The organism is Synechococcus sp. ATX 2A4 (assembly GCF_024346375.1).
In the GTDB taxonomy this organism is placed as follows: Bacteria; Cyanobacteriota; Cyanobacteriia; order PCC-6307; family Cyanobiaceae; genus MW101C3.
Genome location: NZ_JAGQCV010000003.1, coordinates 46,979 through 63,767, shown reverse-complemented (window position 1 = coordinate 63,767; position 16,789 = coordinate 46,979). Strand labels below are relative to the sequence as shown.

Genomic DNA, 16,789 nt, shown 5'->3' with positions numbered 1-16,789 from the left:
GGCCTTTGCCCCTCCTGTGAAAATGGCGCCAGCTGCGATGGCGACGACGGCAGCGAGAGCTGCGCGCTGAGATTGGATTGCCATCAGGCCTTAAAAAATCCGTATCTGTCCAAATTAGTGCATCAAGGGGGTGTTGTCAACATGAGCTGGCCCCCACCTGAAGGGGTGCCTCATGTGGGGCTGCCTGTTGCCTCCCTGTTGCCTCATTGCAGGGGACCGGCTTGGTGATCGCTTGGGGGGCTGGGGTTGTCCAGGCGGGCAGGCAGGCCAGCCGATCCCCCTGCCGATCTCGGAGCAGGTGCGCTTGGCCCTGGGGCCGGGGCTGGGGTTGAGGCCAAGGGCAAGGGCACGGCGTGCGCAGGATGGGTGGGGCTCGGTCCTGGTTCGTGCGGCATCGGATGCAGGGTGAGGAGCGCCGTGTCCACGACCCCTTGTTTCGGCAGCGGCTGACGCGCGGCCCAGCCCTCAATCTCCTGGAGCGCCGCGTTGTCGATGGGAGCGCGCAGCACGGTGGCGGTCCCGTCGTCGCGGATCGCAACGGGGACCTGCTCCATGGCCCGGAGGCGACTTGAAGGAATGTGAATTACCCGCGCGGAGAGCTCGGCAGGCGTTTCGTGACCAGGCGACACCAGTTGCTGCACCGCTTGGCGCATGGGCTGGCGCCAATGGGCGGGGAGCGGTGCCAGCTGATCGCCGCTGCTGGCCCAGCGGGCCCGCTCAGCCCTGGCGAGAACCGGCATGGCCGCTTCCCCGGATGAGGCGAGGGTGAGCGGCCCGCCCAGCAGATCAGCCTTGCTGAAGCCGGCGGGTGTGCCCGGCCGAAGAATTCCCAGCGCGTCACGGAAGACCTCCACGCTTCCCAAGGGAGAGTGGGTGGACGGGGTGCCGCTGCCGAGCAAAGGGGTGCTGCCAAGAGCACTGAACTGCTGCGCGGCAGAACCTGCCTGTTCCGGCGAGGAGAGAGCCGCGGCCGCGGCAGCGTCCATGCGCTTTAGGCGATCGGACGTGGCCGATTGGGACGCTGAGGAATCCAGCAGCAGTGCTGACAGCACCGGATTGTCAAATGCTGCTTGTGGCGATGGGGGTGGGTTGCGCCCCGAGGCGAATGGTTGGTTGACGGATGGAACCACCAGTTGACTGACGCGGTGGCGCTCCATTCGATCGATGACGGCCACTGGCACCCAGACCAGCTGCAGGAGAGCCGTGACCCCGATCACCCGCAAGACAGCTTTTGTATCGTTTTCCATCACGACCTCATGCTGGCGTTCAACCTTAGGCACCGGCACCGGCTGCTTGGCAAGTGCCGTTCAGAACTTGATGCTCAGAACCTGTTGTTGATGTTGTCATAAAGAACATAGATATTGAGCAGCTGCCCGATCGGCAGGATCACCTGGTTGAGGATGTCCACCGACTTTCCGTAAAGGCTCCGGCTCACCAGCACAGTGTCGCCCTCCCGTAACGGTGGGTTTTTCTCCGTGGACACGCCCTGGCTGTAGTCGACAGCAAAGGTGCGTCGCTCAACGGTGCCGTTGCGGTTGACGCGGATCAACTGAATGCCACGCTCATCGGCACGCCAGTCGTCAGGCCCGCCAGCGGTGAGGAGGGCGTCCATCAAAGGGGTGTTGGCGCGCAAAGGAATGCGGCCCGGGGAGCGCACCTCACCGATCACATTCACGGTGATCGTCTGGGGCGAAAGGTTGCCAGCGCCGAGTTCGAGAACCTCATCGGGCGGGGGCGTGGCGGCCCGCGCGATCAAGATGGTGTCTCCGTCGAACAGAAACGGGTTCTGGCGCTGATTGCCGTTGCGCACCAGCTCCACCAAGTTGAGGTCGAGTTGCTTCTGCTCTGCTTCATTGCCAGGCAGGCGTCGACGCAACACCACCTGGCGAAGATCTGCGTTGAGGGTGATGCCACCGGCTTTCTGAATCGCTGACACAACCGTGGGCAGACCGGGAGATGTGGTTGGTGCTCCTTGCACTGCGGATCCTTCGCCGCTCGGAGAGAGGCTGTAAAGCCCTGGGTTCTGTACCTCGCCCAGCACCGACACCTGCATCGGCCGCAGCCGTGCCACACGCAGCGTGAGCTCCGGCCGCAGCAACACCCGCCGGTAGAGGAGGGTGAGCCACTGGGTGGCCTGGCTGAGGGTGAGGCCACTGAGCTGGGCCGAGCCGATCAGGGCGAGGGAGGCGGTGCCGTCGTTGAGGATCTCCAGGCTGCCGCCGAGCGCCTGGGCGGAGGGATCGAGCAGCTGCAGCTCCAGCACATCCCCGGGGCCGAGGATGTAGGCATCCAGCTGCAGTGGCTCAGCGGAGGGCCGCTGCTGGATCTGTGTGGGTGGGGCAGCTGCGGCTGCGGCTGAAGCTGCGACAGCCCCTGGGTGAGCCAGCAGCAGAGAGGCGGCAACACCCACCAGAAAAGGACGCTGCAAGGAACCTCTATCCCAGGAAGGCATGGTGCAGACTAACCTTTGGCCCAAAGGATACTTAGTCCTCTGCGGTCCCGAGGTGTGGCTGCTCACCCTTGGCCCTTGACCCGTTCGGTAGCCTCCAGAACTCTCCCCCATTCACGATCACAATGCTTTCGGACCCTGCGATTCCACCCACATCCGCAGGGCCCCCTTCCTCCGCCAATGGCACCCCCATTTCCAGTCAGTTTAACACACCCGGCAACGGGGGCAATCAGGAACCCTCCGGGCTCCAGAAATTGCTGCGTACGCTCAGGCGTCGCCAGAGCCTTTTCCTTTTTGTCTTCGGGGTCACCACCGTTGTGCTGGCAGCGAACACGCTTCGTCAGCGGATCCTCAATCCTGTTTATGTCGGCGGATTCCGTTTGCTGGTTACCGATCCGCTGAATCCCAGTGGAAACAGTCCGGGGGGGTTGCCGAGCACCGTGGAGAGCGTGGCGCGTAGCACAATCAACGCCAATATTCCCAGCCTTATTGAACTTCTTGGTAGCCCCCTGTTGCTTGAGCCGATTGCCAAACAGCAGAAAGTCCCACTCTCTTCTCTGATCGGCGGCCTCAGCATCACGGCCTCCGGCGGGCCGCAATCGAGCACCGGTGTGCTCAACGTCAGCCTGTTCTGGAACGACCCCGTAGAGGGCAGACGGATCCTAACGGCCCTTGCTGAAAACTACCCTAATTACGCACTGGAGCAGCGCCAAGAAAAGCTGGGCCAGGGTTTGGCCTTCTTGGACCAGCAGGCTCCCGCCCTGCAGCAGCGGGTCGCCACATTGCAGGATTCCCTCAAAAGATTTCGTGAATCCAACGGCTTTCTTGAACCCAGCGTGCAGGGGGCCGCAATCATCGGTGAACGCGACGGCCTGCTCAGTTCACTGCGCTCTCTTCAGGTTCAGCAGTCCACCCTTGAAACCCAGCTGGCTTCGGTTCGATCCGGACGCTTGGTGGATCTCGGTGTGGCCTCGATCTCCGTTCCCATCCGCACCACCCCGGCGAACAGTGGTCTGAGTGGGTCCTCTGCCCAATCTGCCGGCGCTGGTTCAGGGCTTCAGCGCGGCCCGTTGTCCCAGGGCCAAGCGCCCAACAATCTTGGCCTCTCCACGGCGCCTCGGGCCGAGCAGCAGATGCCCGCTTCGGGAACCACGGAAACCCCCCAAGACCGGTTGAATCAGCTGGAGCTCTCCATTGCATCGGCCAAGTCCACGTTCCGCGCCGATTCTCCTCAAGTTCAGGCGTTGGAAGCTCAGCGCGACAGGCTCCGGCCGCTGGTTCAGCAACAAGCCAGCGACGCCTTGACCAGTCAATTGTTTGTCAATCGAGCGCAGCAGGATGAAATCAGCAGACAGATCCTGCTTTTGAATGAAAACTTCAGGCGAAATCCAGACAAGATTCGACAGTTTGACGACCTTGAGCAACGCCTAAATGTTGCTCGCCAAAACTTTCTGTCTTATATCGAAGCCCGTGAAACATTCAGGCTGGAAGTTGCCAAGGAAACTGTTCCATGGAAGATCCTTACGCCTCCAGCCTTTGGCGATATCCCCGTACGCCCAAATCTATTCAATGAATTTATGCGGGCGCTGTTGATTGGAGCCGGTGTGGGCGTGGGTGTGGTGCTGCTGAGGGAGCGCACCGATAACGTGTTTCATACGCCCAAGGAAGTGGAACAGGATCTCAATCTGCCCGTTCTTGGCCTGATTCCATACCTCCCGCTTGATCCCAGCCGACCTGTTCTGCAAAACCTGCGCGATCTCTCCAGTTCTGAGCGGTTTGCGGTTAAGGAGTCGCTCCGCAGCTTGTTCACCACCTTCCGTCTGTTACGTGCGGATCGTGAGATTCGCCTGATCGTGCTTTCTTCCGCCACCCAAGGAGAGGGGAAATCCACTGCGGCAACCATCTTTGCCAGCACCCTTGCTGATCTTGGCCAGAAAATCCTGCTGATTGACGCTGACTTGCGCATTCCAAAGCAGCATGAACACTTTGGCATTGACAATCCTGCGGGTCTCTCAAACCTGCTCAGCGACAGCTCCTTGCAATTGGCTGACATGATCAGAACTGTTGATCCAGCCTCGAATCTTTCGATTCTTACAGCTGGCCCAAGGCCTCCTGACCCCGGCAAGTTGCTGAACTCTCAGCGGATGGTGGAGTTGATTGGCCAGATTCGAAACCTGCCCGACTACGACATCATTCTCTTTGATACACCTCCCAGCTTGCTCCTTTCGGATCCAGTGCTGCTTGGTGAAAAGGTGGATGGCATCCTCTATCTCATCGGCCTTGGCAAGGTGGATCGAGAAATTGTGCCGCAAGCCCTGCAACGGATTCGCGCCACAGGGGTGGACATCCTTGGGCTTATTTGTAACCAAGTGGCGTATCCAACCCGGCTCAATGATTATGGCTACCAATACGGCTACCATTATAACTACGCCTATTCATCTGGTTACAGGGACACCTATGGCAAGGCAAGAGCGTCTTCGCCATCGGATTCCGCATCTGCTCCCGATCAGGCCAGTGGTTCACAAACCGCATCTGGAGATGGTGGGGATGCTAGCGATGATTCAAACAGGCAAACTTCAAACGGCAGCTGGTTGCGATCCGCTACAGCTCGCATGAATCCGTTTGACCGGAGCGGCCGTTGATGACCAGTGCAAATCTACTCTCATCAATATCTTCTTTGAGCAATACTCCTCTGCGTAAGAATGGTGCGGAAGGCCACTGGTTCAGAGCGCCAACCAATCAGTTGATCTCTATGCCTTGCTCTGAAGACAACAGACTTTCCAGCGCCTCAAGGTGTGGGTAGAGGGGGGCGGCGTTGGGATGGGTGCGGCGCACCCATAGCAGGGCATCGAGCAGCGAGAGGTGCCGCCGCTTGCTCACCAGCGCGACAGCGAGCAAGGAGGATCTTTCCTGGCCCGCCCAGCAATGCAAATACAGGGGAGGACTGGCCTCCAGTAGGTGCTGCGCTTCGCTGATCGCTTTGCTCAGTTGCTCTTGCCGCAAGGGTTCTTGCTCCCTGTGATCGGGCAGGGAATGCCCTCGATGGCACATGCCGGGAGGTGGCTTGGCGCATCGCCGTTCCTCCTCTGGGTAACAGCAGCTGAACCTTGAGCGAAATCCAGCACGCTGGAGTGCGGCCCAGTCGTCGATCGTGCGTGGTGCAGGACCGACGGCGAGCTCTTGTTGTAAGACCCAGTCGAAGCGAAAGGGCGGCGGTTGGTTGCGCCAGCGCCGGAAGATCTTGGTCAGGCGTTCGTTCACGAACGGCGGCGGCGAGAAGACTTCGGTGATCGCTTCGTGCCGCCACCGGGACGGAGCTTGGCCAGGTTGGATTGAAGTTGAGCCCAGGCCTTTTGCCAGCGGCGTTGATTGCTCGCCGCTGCCGCGCGCTTGGCATGGATGCGTCGCGCAGACTCGGCTCTGGCTTTGGCTGCCTTGGCAGCGGCTTCAGGCGAAGCTTTCGATTTCCCGGTGCCAGGCAACCGTTGGAGGAGTGGCCTGAACAGCAACATTGCCTGTTTCTGCAATTGGGAGATGAAGCGTGCCAGCCCAGCCATCCAAGGAACCACTTGCACGCCGAGTGCCACAAAGGCAATGCCTGACACCAATGAGCCTGCGGTGGCCAGTCTGGCTCGAGACTGGAGGCCGCTAAGACGCTGCTCCACCTGTACACGCAAATTCTGGATCTGAAGGTCAAGGGCGTTGTCAATGGCGGTTTCAACTCCAGCAATTGTCTCTGCTGGAGGAGCTGTGGGGTCGATCCTGATCGCTCGGATTTCAGTGAATTGTTGAAGAGCAGTTTCAAATTGCTCCTTGCTTGTGAGGTTGGCGATCGCACCCATGATCTGTTGCTTTCGCTCTTGAAGCTGCTGATTGGCTCTGGTGAAATTAGAGATTTCAACACGCCTTTGACTGATAGCCTGAATGGTGCTGATTGGAGCGCAGACAAGATAGGCAATAGCGAGCAGAGCAACGAGCTGGCGTAGGAGTTTCTTCCAGATCGATTCGCTTTGGATTGCCTGAGGCGAGAAGCTCTGGAACAGCAGAACAAATCCCAGGATGAATTGCGGAAGCAAGCTGATGAAGCCTGTGATCCGATCAAGCACTGCAATCGGGGCAGGCGATGGATTGGATGCGATCAGGAAAATAATACTGTAAGAGCTGTAGGCGAGAAGAGAGGCTCCACCGACGGCCAGAAGCGGCGACTGAGATTCGCGCGATTTATGGACAACAGTTGCTTGCTGCTTCGCTGCAGTGTCTTCAGTGACAGCACCCAACGCCTCATCAATGATCAGGGCGCCTGTTGTTGCTTCGGAAGCTGTCGCTGACTCTGAGCCTGTCGCTGACTCGGTAACTTCAGATTCCGGGATGCCGGGGTCTACCATGAATTCTCGGGCGGTGGTTATGGATTGAGAAGGAGTTTAAGCTGTGGCCTCAGTTCACTGAACGCCTCAAGCAAGGATGCAGCCTCCGGTTGTTGCCCACCGAAGCTGCTGATGGTCGTCAGGACACAATCGGTGCGCCGGTTTGGTCGCATCCCCAGCACACGCTCCAATTGCTGGCGCCGATTGGCGGGAGCAATGACCGTGGCTCCGAAGACTGCTTCCGTCACAGCGCCTTTTTCGGCTGCTGTTAAGCAGGTTTGCACCGATAGGCGGTTGTTGATGGTGCCGATTGCGATTTCGTCATCCCCAAGCTGCTGCAGCCTCCGCTGGCTCATGTGCCAGGCGGGCCGCTCCTTTGTGGCGGCTGCCAACTGAAAGCCTCCGAGCCTGCGAGGGGAGAGCATGGCCAGCTGCAAGGTGAGGGGGGATGCTTGCTCCGGCCTGCTGCCGTTGCTCACCATCCGGTAGCGGACGGTGGGGCTGATGGCGAGGTCGGACGTTCGCTCTGCCGGGCTGCCGGCCTCAGGACTCAATGTGTATCCGTCCACCGCCAGATTGGCGGTGGACGGCAGTGAGGCGCTGGGCCAGCGCGGCCAGAACACCACCTGAAAGGTGGCGGCGACGGAGCCTGCGGCGGCAAGACCGAGCCAGAAACGCACGAGGGATTCAGGCATGCTCAATCCACGGTGGAAATGGTGGAACTTGTGGGGATACTGGGAGGTGGCCCAAGTTCTTTGTCAAGCACCTTCAGATAGAACCAGGAAAAGATGCAAACGGCAATGGCAGAGAAGACCAGCGAACCTTCCCCTTCGTGGAAGAAGATGAACCACCAATCGTCCTTAGAGTTTCTCAGAAACTCGATGTAGATGATCAAATTCAGAAGGGCCACCCTGAAGGTGTTGCTGATGATGGCGATCACTGGAGCCGCAAAAAGAACCAGCAGCTTGTTCATAAAGCTGCGCAATGGAAAAGCCAACAGAAAAATGATAGCGATTGAAGTCACTTGAGCGATCTGCTCATAGCCACTACACCGCTCCATCACTGAAACAGATGCTTGGCCACTGATGGTGACCACTCTCCCGTACGTGGATACATCAAAGCCGAGCAGTGACAGCAGCATGCTTGCCATGGCAGCTGTGGTTACGCTCAGCAACTCTTCTGGGTAGAGCTTTTCGCCGACCAGGGAAAGGGGTACGAGGGTGAGGATGAGGATCTGATGCCAGAACTCGGTGATCCGCCGCATGGGAGTGCATAACAATGCAAGCCCGATCACCTCAAGAGGGGCGAGCGCATAAATTACAGTGTCACGATCCAGAATCAGGCCGCTTCTGATCAGGCACCAAGCGAGGATCACAAATCCAAGCACCATCCCTGGAAGTGAAGGCCGCGGACGCAGATCTTCAAGGCGATCCTCCATGCAGGTGAGGGCCCCCCACCAGCAGAGAACACTGAACACCAACAGCGCGGTGGCATCCTGCGTGCTGTAAATCACCCACGTGTTGTGGATTGCCACAGCTGCAGCTGTGAGCAGCCAGAGATTTCTTGAGGTGGCAGGCGGAATCCTGCGCAGGAGTGCTTTCAAAAAGGCTGGCGATGGCATCTTGATCATCGATGGGTGGGGATGCCGACGTCAGCTGTGTAACCTTCTACGAGACGCTGCAGCGCGTCAAGGGTACCGGCTTCGTCCCAGGCCGCCAATGCCTGCTCCAGTTGGCTGAGTTTCCAGCCGAACTCTTCATGGCCCGACATGGGCTCCCGAGCCCGCCGGATCAGGGGGTGCCGGGTGGGTTGGTCGTCATCGCTGATCAGCAGCTCTTCGTAGAGCTTCTCGCCGGGGCGGAGGCCGGTGTAGGCCACTTCGATATCCCCTTCTGGATGGTGCTGATCGCGCACACGCAAGCCGGACAGCTCAATCATTTGCCGCGCCAGGTCTGCGATCCGGACAGGTTCGCCCATGTCGAGCAGGAACAGATCACCACCGGAGGCCATGCCGGTGGCTTGCAGCACCAGCTGCACGGCCTCGGGGATGGTCATGAAGTAGCGGGTGACGGCGGGATGGGTGACGGTGACAGGCCCGCCTTCGGCAATCTGCTGATGAAAGAGGGGAATCACGGAACCGGAGGACGCCAGCACATTGCCGAACCGCACCATCGAGAACACCGGACCACCCCCGCTCTTAGAGGTTTCGCGCGCCGCCGATTGGATCAACAGCTCGCACACCCTTTTGCTGGCTCCCATCACATTGGTTGGGCGCACAGCTTTGTCGGTGGAGATCAAGGTGAGCCGTTCCACCTTTGCGGCCCACGCCGCTTCGATCACCGCCTTGGTGGCATGGAGGTTGTTGGCCACCCCGGCGCAGAGGTTGGCTTCCACCATCGGCACGTGTTTATAGGCCGCTGCATGAAAGATCGTGTCGACCGCATAGCGGCGGCACAGACGGGTGAGGTGGGCGGCGTCGGTGGAATCCCCCAGCACGGGCACCAGATCCACATCCGCCGAGCACAGCTTGCTGAGCTCAAGGTGAGCGGTGTAGAGCGCGAATTCACTGCGCTCCACCACCACAAGGCAACGGGCACCAAGGGCGAGCGCCTGCCGGCAGAGTTCACTGCCGATGGAGCCGCCCCCCCCGGTGACCAACACGCCCTTGCCCGCCACCGCCGCTGTGAGCAGCTGCGGGTCGGGGGTGGAGGGCTCCCGGCCCAGCAGATCCTCAATGGCCACCGGTTGAAGATCGGTGACGAGACGCTGACCGGAGGCGAGCTGGGCCAGTGAAGGAATCGAGAGCACCTTCAGCCCCTGATTGGTGAGCAGATCCACAAGCATCCGCTTGCGATCCCGCTGTACTGATGGCATCGCCAGCAACACCTGCTCCACCTGGTGCCGGGCAACCAGGCCGGAAAGCTGCTCGGGGAGATGGATCCTGACGTTCTGAAGGTGACGACCTTGCAGGCTTGGTTGGTCATCGAGGAAGCCGACCACCTGAAAGCGTGAATCGTTGCGCAGCTCCTGCAGCAGGCGCATCCCGGTGGATCCAGCGCCATAGATCAAGGTGCGCAGCACCTGGTGACCCGGTTGGGGGTCCCGCCGCTGGGAGCGGTTGAGCATCAGGATCAGCAGGTCGCGCATCACGATGCGGCTGGCGATCGCTGTGCCGGAAATCAGCAACCAATAGAGAATCCAGAAGGACCGCGGCGGCTGGTAACCGCCCAGCAGGCGGCTGATTACGAGCATCAGCAGCACCATCAGAGCGGTGCGCGGCAGCAGCCCGTAGAGGGAATGGCTTCCCGAGGAGCGGGTGAGTCCGCGGTACCAGCCGCTCAGATAGAGCACGGTCAGTCCGGTGACCACGGCCCACGGCACCATCTCCAGGTGTCCGGCCACAATCATCTCAAGGCCCGGTTGCTTGGAGAGGCGCAGCACAAGTGCCGCGATGAAGCAGACGGCGATCAGCCAGCCATCGATTCCCATCAGGACGAGCCGCCGTGTAAACACGTGATTCGGAATCAGAGAAAAAACCGACAAGGGAAGCTGGCGACGAATGGAGACGGTGGGGCAGGGTCAGGTCGGAACGGGACGGACCTGGGTTTGTTCCGTGAAAACACTCAATGGCGGACCATCGGCATTCTCCTATAGGAGTTCAGCAATGCAGACCCCCCAAGGCCGCGCCCGCTGGCCCTGTCAAGCGGATCGGGGCGGATCTGGTGAAAAAACCCGGAAACGCCTGAAAGAAGACTGGGAAATGCATGAGATCCGCAAAACCTAGCTCATTCCTGGCGCGTTTCAGCGCGGAAGGGAGCCGCCACCCGCTGATCCAGCCACAGGCCGGCGGCGGCACTCAGTGCCACCAACGCCAGCAGCGGCAGCAACCCCCCCACCAACCAGGCCACACCGAGCACCGCCGTGACGCCCACGTAGAGGCCGCTCACCCGGCCATGGGGCCAGCCGGCCCTCTGCAGGCGCTGATACAGGTGCAGGCGATGCGCCTGAAAGATCGGTTGCCGCGCGTGCAGCCGGCGCAGCACGCAGCTGCAGGCATCGCCCAGCAGGGGAAAGCCCACCAGCAGCAGCCCCAGCAGCGCCGAAGGCGTGGGGGCCTGCAGCACCGCTGCGGCGTAGATCGCCCCCAGCCAGGTGCTGCCCACATCCCCCATGAACACCCGCGCCGGGCTCCAGTTCCACACCAGGAAGCCCAGCAGCGCGCCCACCACCGCCCACAGCCAGCCGGCCTGCAGCTGCACAGCCGCCACGGCCAGCAGCACCGCCAGGCAACCGGCCACCAGGCCATCGAGCCCATCGGTGAAGTTCACAAAATTGATCACGGCGGTGACCGCCACCAGCGCCAGCGGCCACAGCCACCAGGCCAGCTGCAGGGGCGCGAGCGCCACCAGGGCCACAGCGGTGCCGGCCTGCACCCCGTAGCGCAGGCCGGCCGGCAGGTTGTGCCGGTCGTCGAGCATGCCCACCAGGGCCAGCGGCAGGCACAGCAGCGGCAACAGCGCGCCGCTGGCGGCGGCCAAGGCCGTGGCCACCAGCACGAAGGCCAGCCCACCGCCCCGGGGGGTGGGCGTGGCATGGGAACTGCGCGCGTTGGGGTGATCGAGCAGGCGGCGCCGCAGCAGCGGGATCAATGCCCCGGTGAACAGAGCGGTGAGCAGGGCCGCCACCAACGCCAGGGCGATGGGCGCTGCTGCTGACGTCATCGGGCAGGCTCCGCCCAGTTGGGGCCGCCGGTGCGCCCATCCCAGCCGCTGGCCCGCCAGAGCTGCAGCCGCGCCACATCGCGCCAGCGGCGCATGGGATCTTCCCGGAATCCTCCTGTGCGCGCCGCCGAGCCGGAGACGGCGATCCCTGCTGCCCCCAGCGGGATGGCGGCGAGCGCCCGGGCCCGGGGAAGGTGCTCCTCGCCCGTCACCAGGGTGAGCTCCCGCACCGGTTGGCGGCGGGTCCAGGCATGCAGGGCGATCATCTGCCCCACCGTATCGAGGCCATCGGGAATCTTCACCACCCGCCGCAGGGCAGCGGGCTCGGGCCGGCGGGCCTGCAGCTGGCGCCGGGCCGCGTCGTGCAGGGCTGTCGACGCCAGGATCACCAACCAGGTGCCTGGCCGCTGCTCCCACAGATCGAGCGCGTGCTCCAGCCGCACCGGATCTTCGGCCAGCACCGCGATTGCGGCGTCGCCACGGGCCGGCAGCAGCGCCGGCCGCAGCCAGGGCCATTGCCACCAGAGCACCGCGGCCCCCAGTGTGAGCAGCCCCACACGCCAGCCGCGCCGCTGCCGGCGGGGAGGCCTCATCGGGCCAGCGGCAGCAGCGGAAACGGCTGGGGCTCGCCCCCCAGCAGCTGGTGTGCGGGCGTGAATCCCGCCAGATCGGCGCCCATCCTCAAAACTGCTTCAAATTGCTTGGGGTTCAGCATCAGCAAGGGTGCCGCCAGCGCATAGAAGAGCCGTGGCGGCAGGGGCAGCAGAGCGCCGCCGCCATTGGTGTGCCGTAGCCGCTCCAGCATGGCGCCGTAGCTGAGGGTGTCGTCGCCCCCCACCGCCAGCTGCCGGGGCAGCGGGGGCTGCAGGCTCGGGCTCGGGGCGGCCAGCCGCCGGGCCAGGCTCAGGGTCACCGCCGCCAGCTGGCTGCAGTGCAGCGGTTGTCGCAGACCGGTGAGCGCCGGCACCGGCAGCAGGGGCAGGCGCTGCATCAGCCGGGACAGGCGGCTGAGGTTGCGGTCGCCGTAGCTGCCGCTGGCGCCATAGATGAGGGTGGGGGCCAGCACCACATTGGTGAGGCCAAGGGCGCTGCAACTGCGCTCCAGCAGCTCCTCCGCCTCCCGCAGCCGCCGCACCAGCGCCTGATCGAAGCTGTTGGTGGCAAAGCGCTTGGTGATCACCGAGGAGGAGGAGCAGGCCACCACGCCGCGCACGGCGGCCAGGGCGGCCGGCCGCGCCGCCGCCAGGGCCGCCAGAAAGGGCGCCAGCTCCCAGATCGGCGCGAAGCTCAGCCACACCTGGGGCGTTTCCCCCCCCTCCCCCTTCGGATCTGGCCACTGCAGCGGCTGGCGCAGGTCGCAGGGCACAAATGGCACACCGGGGCGGTTGAGCTGTGGCCGCCGGCCCGCCACCACCAGCTCGAGTGATGGGTCATTAAGGCTCTGCTGCAGCAAGGCGTCGCCGCTGGGCGTGGTGGCGCCGAACAGCACGATCCGGGTGGTGGCAGCGGTGGTGTTCATCTGGCGGTGTTCATCTCGCGGTGTGCGGATGGCGGGGTTCATTCAGCCGGCGGCCCTGGCCACACTTTGCAGCCGTTGCAGATAGCGCAGCAGAAAGGGGGCCCACCACCACAGGCCGAAGGCACGGCGATAGGCGCGGCGCACCTCCTGCAGGCGGCGGCGGTGCTGCACGCCGCTCACGCCGTCTGTGGCCATGTGCACCAGTTCCAGTGGCAGGGGCAACACCGCCAGGTCGTTGAAGCGCGACAGCTGCAGGAAGTAGTCGAGGTCGGCGGCGAGGCGGAAGCCCTCCGCATAGCGGGCCAACCGGCGCCGGGCCCCGGGGCCGATCCAGGTGGCCTGGTGGGGCGGGGTGGAGCCCAGGAACAGGGAACGGCGGAAATTGTGCCGCCAGCGAAAGGCGGTGCGGCGCCCCAGCTGGGGAGCGCCAGCGGGCGGCAGAACCGGTGGCAGCGTGGCGTAGCGCCCGGCGCAGACCACCAGATCCGGCGGTTGCGGTGCGGCGGCGATCGCCGCCAGGGCCTGCTCCAGCACATCGGGGCCGGCGGCCCAGTCGTCGCTGCCCCAGAACAGCAGCCATTGGCCCGGCTGGGCGGCGCTGAAGCCCTGGTTCATGGCCCCGAAGATGCCCGGCTGATCGCCGTGCTGCCGCACCCAGCGGAAGCGGCGATCGGCGGCGCAGAGCTCCTGCAGGTAAGCGCGGTGGGGCGGCGCCGAGGGGCCGTCGATGAACAGCACCTGCCACGCCTGCAGGCTCTGGCGCTGCAGGGATTCCACCAGCCGCGGCAGCAGGAGGTGGGAGTCGAGCGTGGGCACGACCAGCAGCAGCGCGGCGGGGGCGGGCGCCATCAGCGGAGCGGACGGGGCCCCCATCAGCGCTGGGCCACCGCTACCGCCGGGTTGCCGCGCACGATCGTGCCGGCGGCCACCGTGCCGGAGGCCACGGCCCCGAGCCCCACCACCGCCCGCTCCTGCACCTCGGTGCCGGGCGCCAGCACCGCCTGGGCGGCGATCCAGGCGTCGGCGCCGATCGTGATCGCCCCGAGCTGCAGGTCAAAGCCGGGGGAGCGGAAATCGTGGTTGCCGGTGCAGAGGTAGGCCCCCTGGGAGAGGCACACCCGGTCGCCGATCGTGACCGGCGCCAGGTTGTCGATCCAGACCGCCTCCCCCAGCCAGCAGTGTTCCCCCACCGCCAGCCGCCAGGGAAACTTCACCCGCAGCCGCGGCTTGAGGCGGCCGCCCGCACCGATGCGGGCACCGAAGCCGCGCAGCAACGCCTTGCGCCAGCCCGTGCCGGGCAGTTCGGAGCCCAGCAGCGGTTGCCCCAACAGCATCCACAGCACCTGCAGGCCACGGGGAGCGCCCGGGCTCCAGCCCGGTGGCAGCTGGTAACCGCCCAGGTTCTGGATGGGGGCAGGAGTGGCCATCGAGCGGGGCACGGTGGGGGCGGCAGGGCGCGGTTCAGAGGAGGCTGACAGGACGGGGACCCTCCCCCATCAGCCAGCGGTAAAGCGCGGCGGTGGCTTCGGCCGCCTGCGGCCAGCTGTAGTGCTGCTGAACCAGCCGCCTGCCGGCCGCACCCATCTGGCGCCGCTCAGATCCGTCCATGGCCATCAAGGCCCGCAACGGCCCGCTGAGGGCGCTGGCCGACGGGGTGACGGACAGGGCGGCACCTGCTGTGAAGGCCTGGGGCAAATTGCAGGCTGGCGACAGCAGACAGGGCAGGGACCAGCTCATCGCTTCCAGTGCTGCCATCGGTAGACCTTCACTGAAGCTGGGCAGCACGAACGCCGTGGCGCCGGCAAGGCAGGCGTCTTTTTCGCCGCCGAAGCAGGGGCCCAACACCAGAACCCGGGCGAGCCGCTCGCGGTTGATCCGGGCCTGCAGGGCGCCTGCATCGCCATGGCCCACCACCACCAGCCACCAGCCAGCGGCGGCGGCCGACGCCGCCAACCGGCTCCAGGCTTCCACAAGCGGAGCCAGCCCCTTTTTGGGATGGAACCGTCCGAGAAACAGCAACACCTTGTCTTCCGCTGGAATGCGCCCGGCCCAGGGCGGCGCGGCAGCGATCTGGTGCGGCGCCGGTGCGTGCACCCCATTGGGAATCAGGGCCACCGGCCCGCTGAAGCCCAGCGCCCGGATGGCCTCCACCTCGGCAGCGCAGAGCGCCTGCAGGCAACCGGCCGCCGCCACCGCCCGCCGTTCCCACAGCGACCAGACGAGCCGCTTTTTCCAGCGGCTGTTGGCCATTGCCCAGGGATCAAGCATGCCGTGGGGCGCGATCACCACAGGCACACCCGCGGCGGCCAGCGCCGGTGCGATGCGGGTGGGAGAACGCCAGAGGCCATGGACATGAACCAGGCCAGGCTGGCGCTGGCGCACCGCCTGCAGCAGCAGCTGGTCCCGGCGCCAGCTGGGCAGCGCCGCAGCGGTTTGCCAGCCCACCGCCAGGCCCACACGCTGCTGGGCCTGGCTCAGCTCCGCCACCATCGTGGCGATGCCCCCATCTGCTGCCGCCGATGCCGCGTGGGAGAGATGCAGAGGGCACGATGGGGGCGGAGGGGAAACCAAGGGAACGGCTTCAGGACCAGGGAACGGGATGGGGGCAATCGTATTGCCGCGCAACGGGCTGTAAAAACAAGGTGTGGCTTGAAGGTGGATCAAGCGTGAACGGCCATCGCTGGGCCTTGTTGCGGACGATGATTAGAATCGCCATGCACGCAAGTATTTAAAGCGCCAAGTGGCTAGGGAAAGGATGATTGAGAGGGCGACGGAAATGGCGATCGTGGGGATGATCACAATGGGCCCCGATCCCAACAGCTTCACGGTAATAATTGACGCTAAGGGCAGTACGATCGGGGCGTGCCATACGTAAATACCAGCTGACTTGATTCCAAGGGAGTTCAGCCTGGTTTTAGTTGCAATCCATGGAACCTTCTTGAGGAATAGGTGAATGGCCATGGGAGCCGCAACGAGTGAAGTGATCCCGCTTTGGCTCACAGCCAACGCCAGGGCAACTGGAAGCAGCACCGCAAGAAGCTTGACTGGCGATAGTGGCTGATCCTGAATTTGGAGTGAAATACCACTTGCGTAGGCAAAGATGTAAAGGGGGAGAAGTTGAAAATCTGGGCCGTAGCCACTGGCGGGGGCACCAAAGAGAGCGATGAGAAGCGGAAAGCTTGCAATGAGGATCCAGACGCACAGTTTGCCCTTGAATAACAATTGCAAGATGGCGATTGAAACTGATACGAAGAATAAATAGTATAAGAAGTAAAGCTGCGGGCCAATCGGTGTCACGATGAGCTGCAGGGGCCCAGCGCGCTGTCTGGTGGCTGCCAAGGCAGGGAAAACCTCCCGCTCAACTTCATTGCCATCAGGATGAGGTTATAGGTGCAGCTAAAAACAATGCTTGGCAGGATAAGCCTTTTGAACCTTCTTGATGCGAAGTGGCGTAGCTGGGGGAGATTTGTGATGGCGGCATCTCTGGCCAAGGCTCCTGAAGTGTAAAAGAATGCGATTACCGACCAGGCAAAGAGTAATTGAAGTGCTTTTATGATGGCAATGGTTTCAGGATCAAAGCGGCTGGTGAACGACATATGGGCAATGATGACGCCGATGATGGCTAGGCCCTTGATGGCGTCGATCTCTTCAAAGCGAGTTGCGGCTTTCGTTGGGTGCATGAAATTAGGAATAGGCGTTAAGTTGCCCATGGGCGTGATCTATGTCTATCAAGAAT

The 16,789-nt window shown here is 63.1% G+C and carries 16 protein-coding genes; 1 reads left to right on the top strand and 15 read right to left on the bottom strand.

Translation table 11 applies throughout. The features are described 5' to 3' along the window. Positions 1-203: 203 nt before the first annotated feature. Together KBY97_RS03555 and KBY97_RS03550 are read right to left on the bottom strand one after the other, a co-directional pair. The gene (locus KBY97_RS03555; protein WP_255145323.1) at positions 204-986 is read right to left on the bottom strand and encodes a hypothetical protein; all 783 of its coding nucleotides are present in this window, start codon (positions 984-986) and stop codon (positions 204-206) included. A gap of 335 nt (positions 987-1,321) precedes the next feature. After that, positions 1,322-2,428, bottom strand: a complete 1,107-nt coding sequence (locus tag KBY97_RS03550; protein ID WP_255145322.1) for an SLBB domain-containing protein — start codon at positions 2,426-2,428, stop codon at positions 1,322-1,324. A 275-nt stretch (positions 2,429-2,703) separates the two neighbouring features. Between KBY97_RS03550 and KBY97_RS03545 the strand changes: the two genes are divergently transcribed. Beyond that, positions 2,704-5,091 carry a polysaccharide biosynthesis tyrosine autokinase gene (locus KBY97_RS03545; RefSeq protein WP_255145321.1) on the top strand — a complete coding sequence of 796 codons (2,388 nt, stop codon included), beginning with the start codon at positions 2,704-2,706 and terminating at the stop codon, positions 5,089-5,091. 97 nt (positions 5,092-5,188) lie between these two features. Here KBY97_RS03545 and KBY97_RS03540 read toward each other — a convergent pair whose 3' ends face one another. The 13 genes from KBY97_RS03540 to KBY97_RS03480 form a co-directional block, all read right to left on the bottom strand. Further along, positions 5,189-5,347 carry a hypothetical protein gene (locus tag KBY97_RS03540; RefSeq protein ID WP_255145320.1) on the bottom strand — a complete coding sequence of 53 codons (159 nt, stop codon included), beginning with the start codon at positions 5,345-5,347 and terminating at the stop codon, positions 5,189-5,191. Between the two features lie 359 nt (positions 5,348-5,706). After that, the gene (locus KBY97_RS03535; RefSeq protein ID WP_255145319.1) at positions 5,707-6,834 is read right to left on the bottom strand and encodes a hypothetical protein; all 1,128 of its coding nucleotides are present in this window, start codon (positions 6,832-6,834) and stop codon (positions 5,707-5,709) included. Positions 6,835-6,851: 17 nt separating this feature from the next. After that, positions 6,852-7,508: a hypothetical protein gene (locus tag KBY97_RS03530; protein WP_255145318.1), complete on the bottom strand. Its 657-nt coding sequence runs from the start codon at positions 7,506-7,508 to the stop codon at positions 6,852-6,854. A gap of 2 nt (positions 7,509-7,510) precedes the next feature. Then, complete coding sequence (locus tag KBY97_RS03525; protein WP_255145317.1) at positions 7,511-8,443, bottom strand: archaeosortase/exosortase family protein; 933 nt, start codon at positions 8,441-8,443, stop codon at positions 7,511-7,513. Next, positions 8,440-10,302, bottom strand: coding sequence for a nucleoside-diphosphate sugar epimerase/dehydratase (locus KBY97_RS03520; protein ID WP_255145316.1), 1,863 nt, complete (start codon positions 10,300-10,302; stop codon positions 8,440-8,442). Before KBY97_RS03520 ends, KBY97_RS03525 begins: the two co-directional genes overlap by 4 nt. Positions 10,303-10,598: 296 nt before the next feature. Continuing rightward, positions 10,599-11,534 carry a glycosyltransferase family 4 protein gene (locus KBY97_RS03515; RefSeq protein ID WP_255145315.1) on the bottom strand — a complete coding sequence of 312 codons (936 nt, stop codon included), beginning with the start codon at positions 11,532-11,534 and terminating at the stop codon, positions 10,599-10,601. After that, positions 11,531-12,127 carry an ElyC/SanA/YdcF family protein gene (locus KBY97_RS03510; RefSeq protein WP_255145314.1) on the bottom strand — a complete coding sequence of 199 codons (597 nt, stop codon included), beginning with the start codon at positions 12,125-12,127 and terminating at the stop codon, positions 11,531-11,533. Before KBY97_RS03510 ends, KBY97_RS03515 begins: the two co-directional genes overlap by 4 nt. Further along, positions 12,124-13,053 (bottom strand): hypothetical protein, encoded by a 930-nt coding sequence (locus KBY97_RS03505; protein WP_255145313.1) that lies wholly within the window; start codon positions 13,051-13,053, stop codon positions 12,124-12,126. The genes KBY97_RS03510 and KBY97_RS03505 overlap by 4 nt, the downstream gene beginning before the upstream one ends. Positions 13,054-13,095: 42 nt before the next feature. Continuing rightward, positions 13,096-13,902, bottom strand: a complete 807-nt coding sequence (locus tag KBY97_RS03500; RefSeq protein WP_255145312.1) for a glycosyltransferase — start codon at positions 13,900-13,902, stop codon at positions 13,096-13,098. A 23-nt stretch (positions 13,903-13,925) separates the two neighbouring features. After that, positions 13,926-14,492, bottom strand: a complete 567-nt coding sequence (locus tag KBY97_RS03495) for a putative colanic acid biosynthesis acetyltransferase (RefSeq protein ID WP_255145311.1) — start codon at positions 14,490-14,492, stop codon at positions 13,926-13,928. Between the two features lie 22 nt (positions 14,493-14,514). Next, complete coding sequence (locus KBY97_RS03490) at positions 14,515-15,624, bottom strand: glycosyltransferase (protein WP_255145310.1); 1,110 nt, start codon at positions 15,622-15,624, stop codon at positions 14,515-14,517. A 132-nt stretch (positions 15,625-15,756) separates the two neighbouring features. Then, complete coding sequence (locus KBY97_RS03485; protein ID WP_255145309.1) at positions 15,757-16,350, bottom strand: hypothetical protein; 594 nt, start codon at positions 16,348-16,350, stop codon at positions 15,757-15,759. Beyond that, a complete protein-coding gene (locus KBY97_RS03480) occupies positions 16,347-16,763 on the bottom strand; it encodes an acyltransferase family protein (protein WP_255145308.1) in 417 nt (138 codons plus the stop codon). The genes KBY97_RS03485 and KBY97_RS03480 overlap by 4 nt, the downstream gene beginning before the upstream one ends. Between the last annotated feature and the right edge of the window lie 26 nt (positions 16,764-16,789).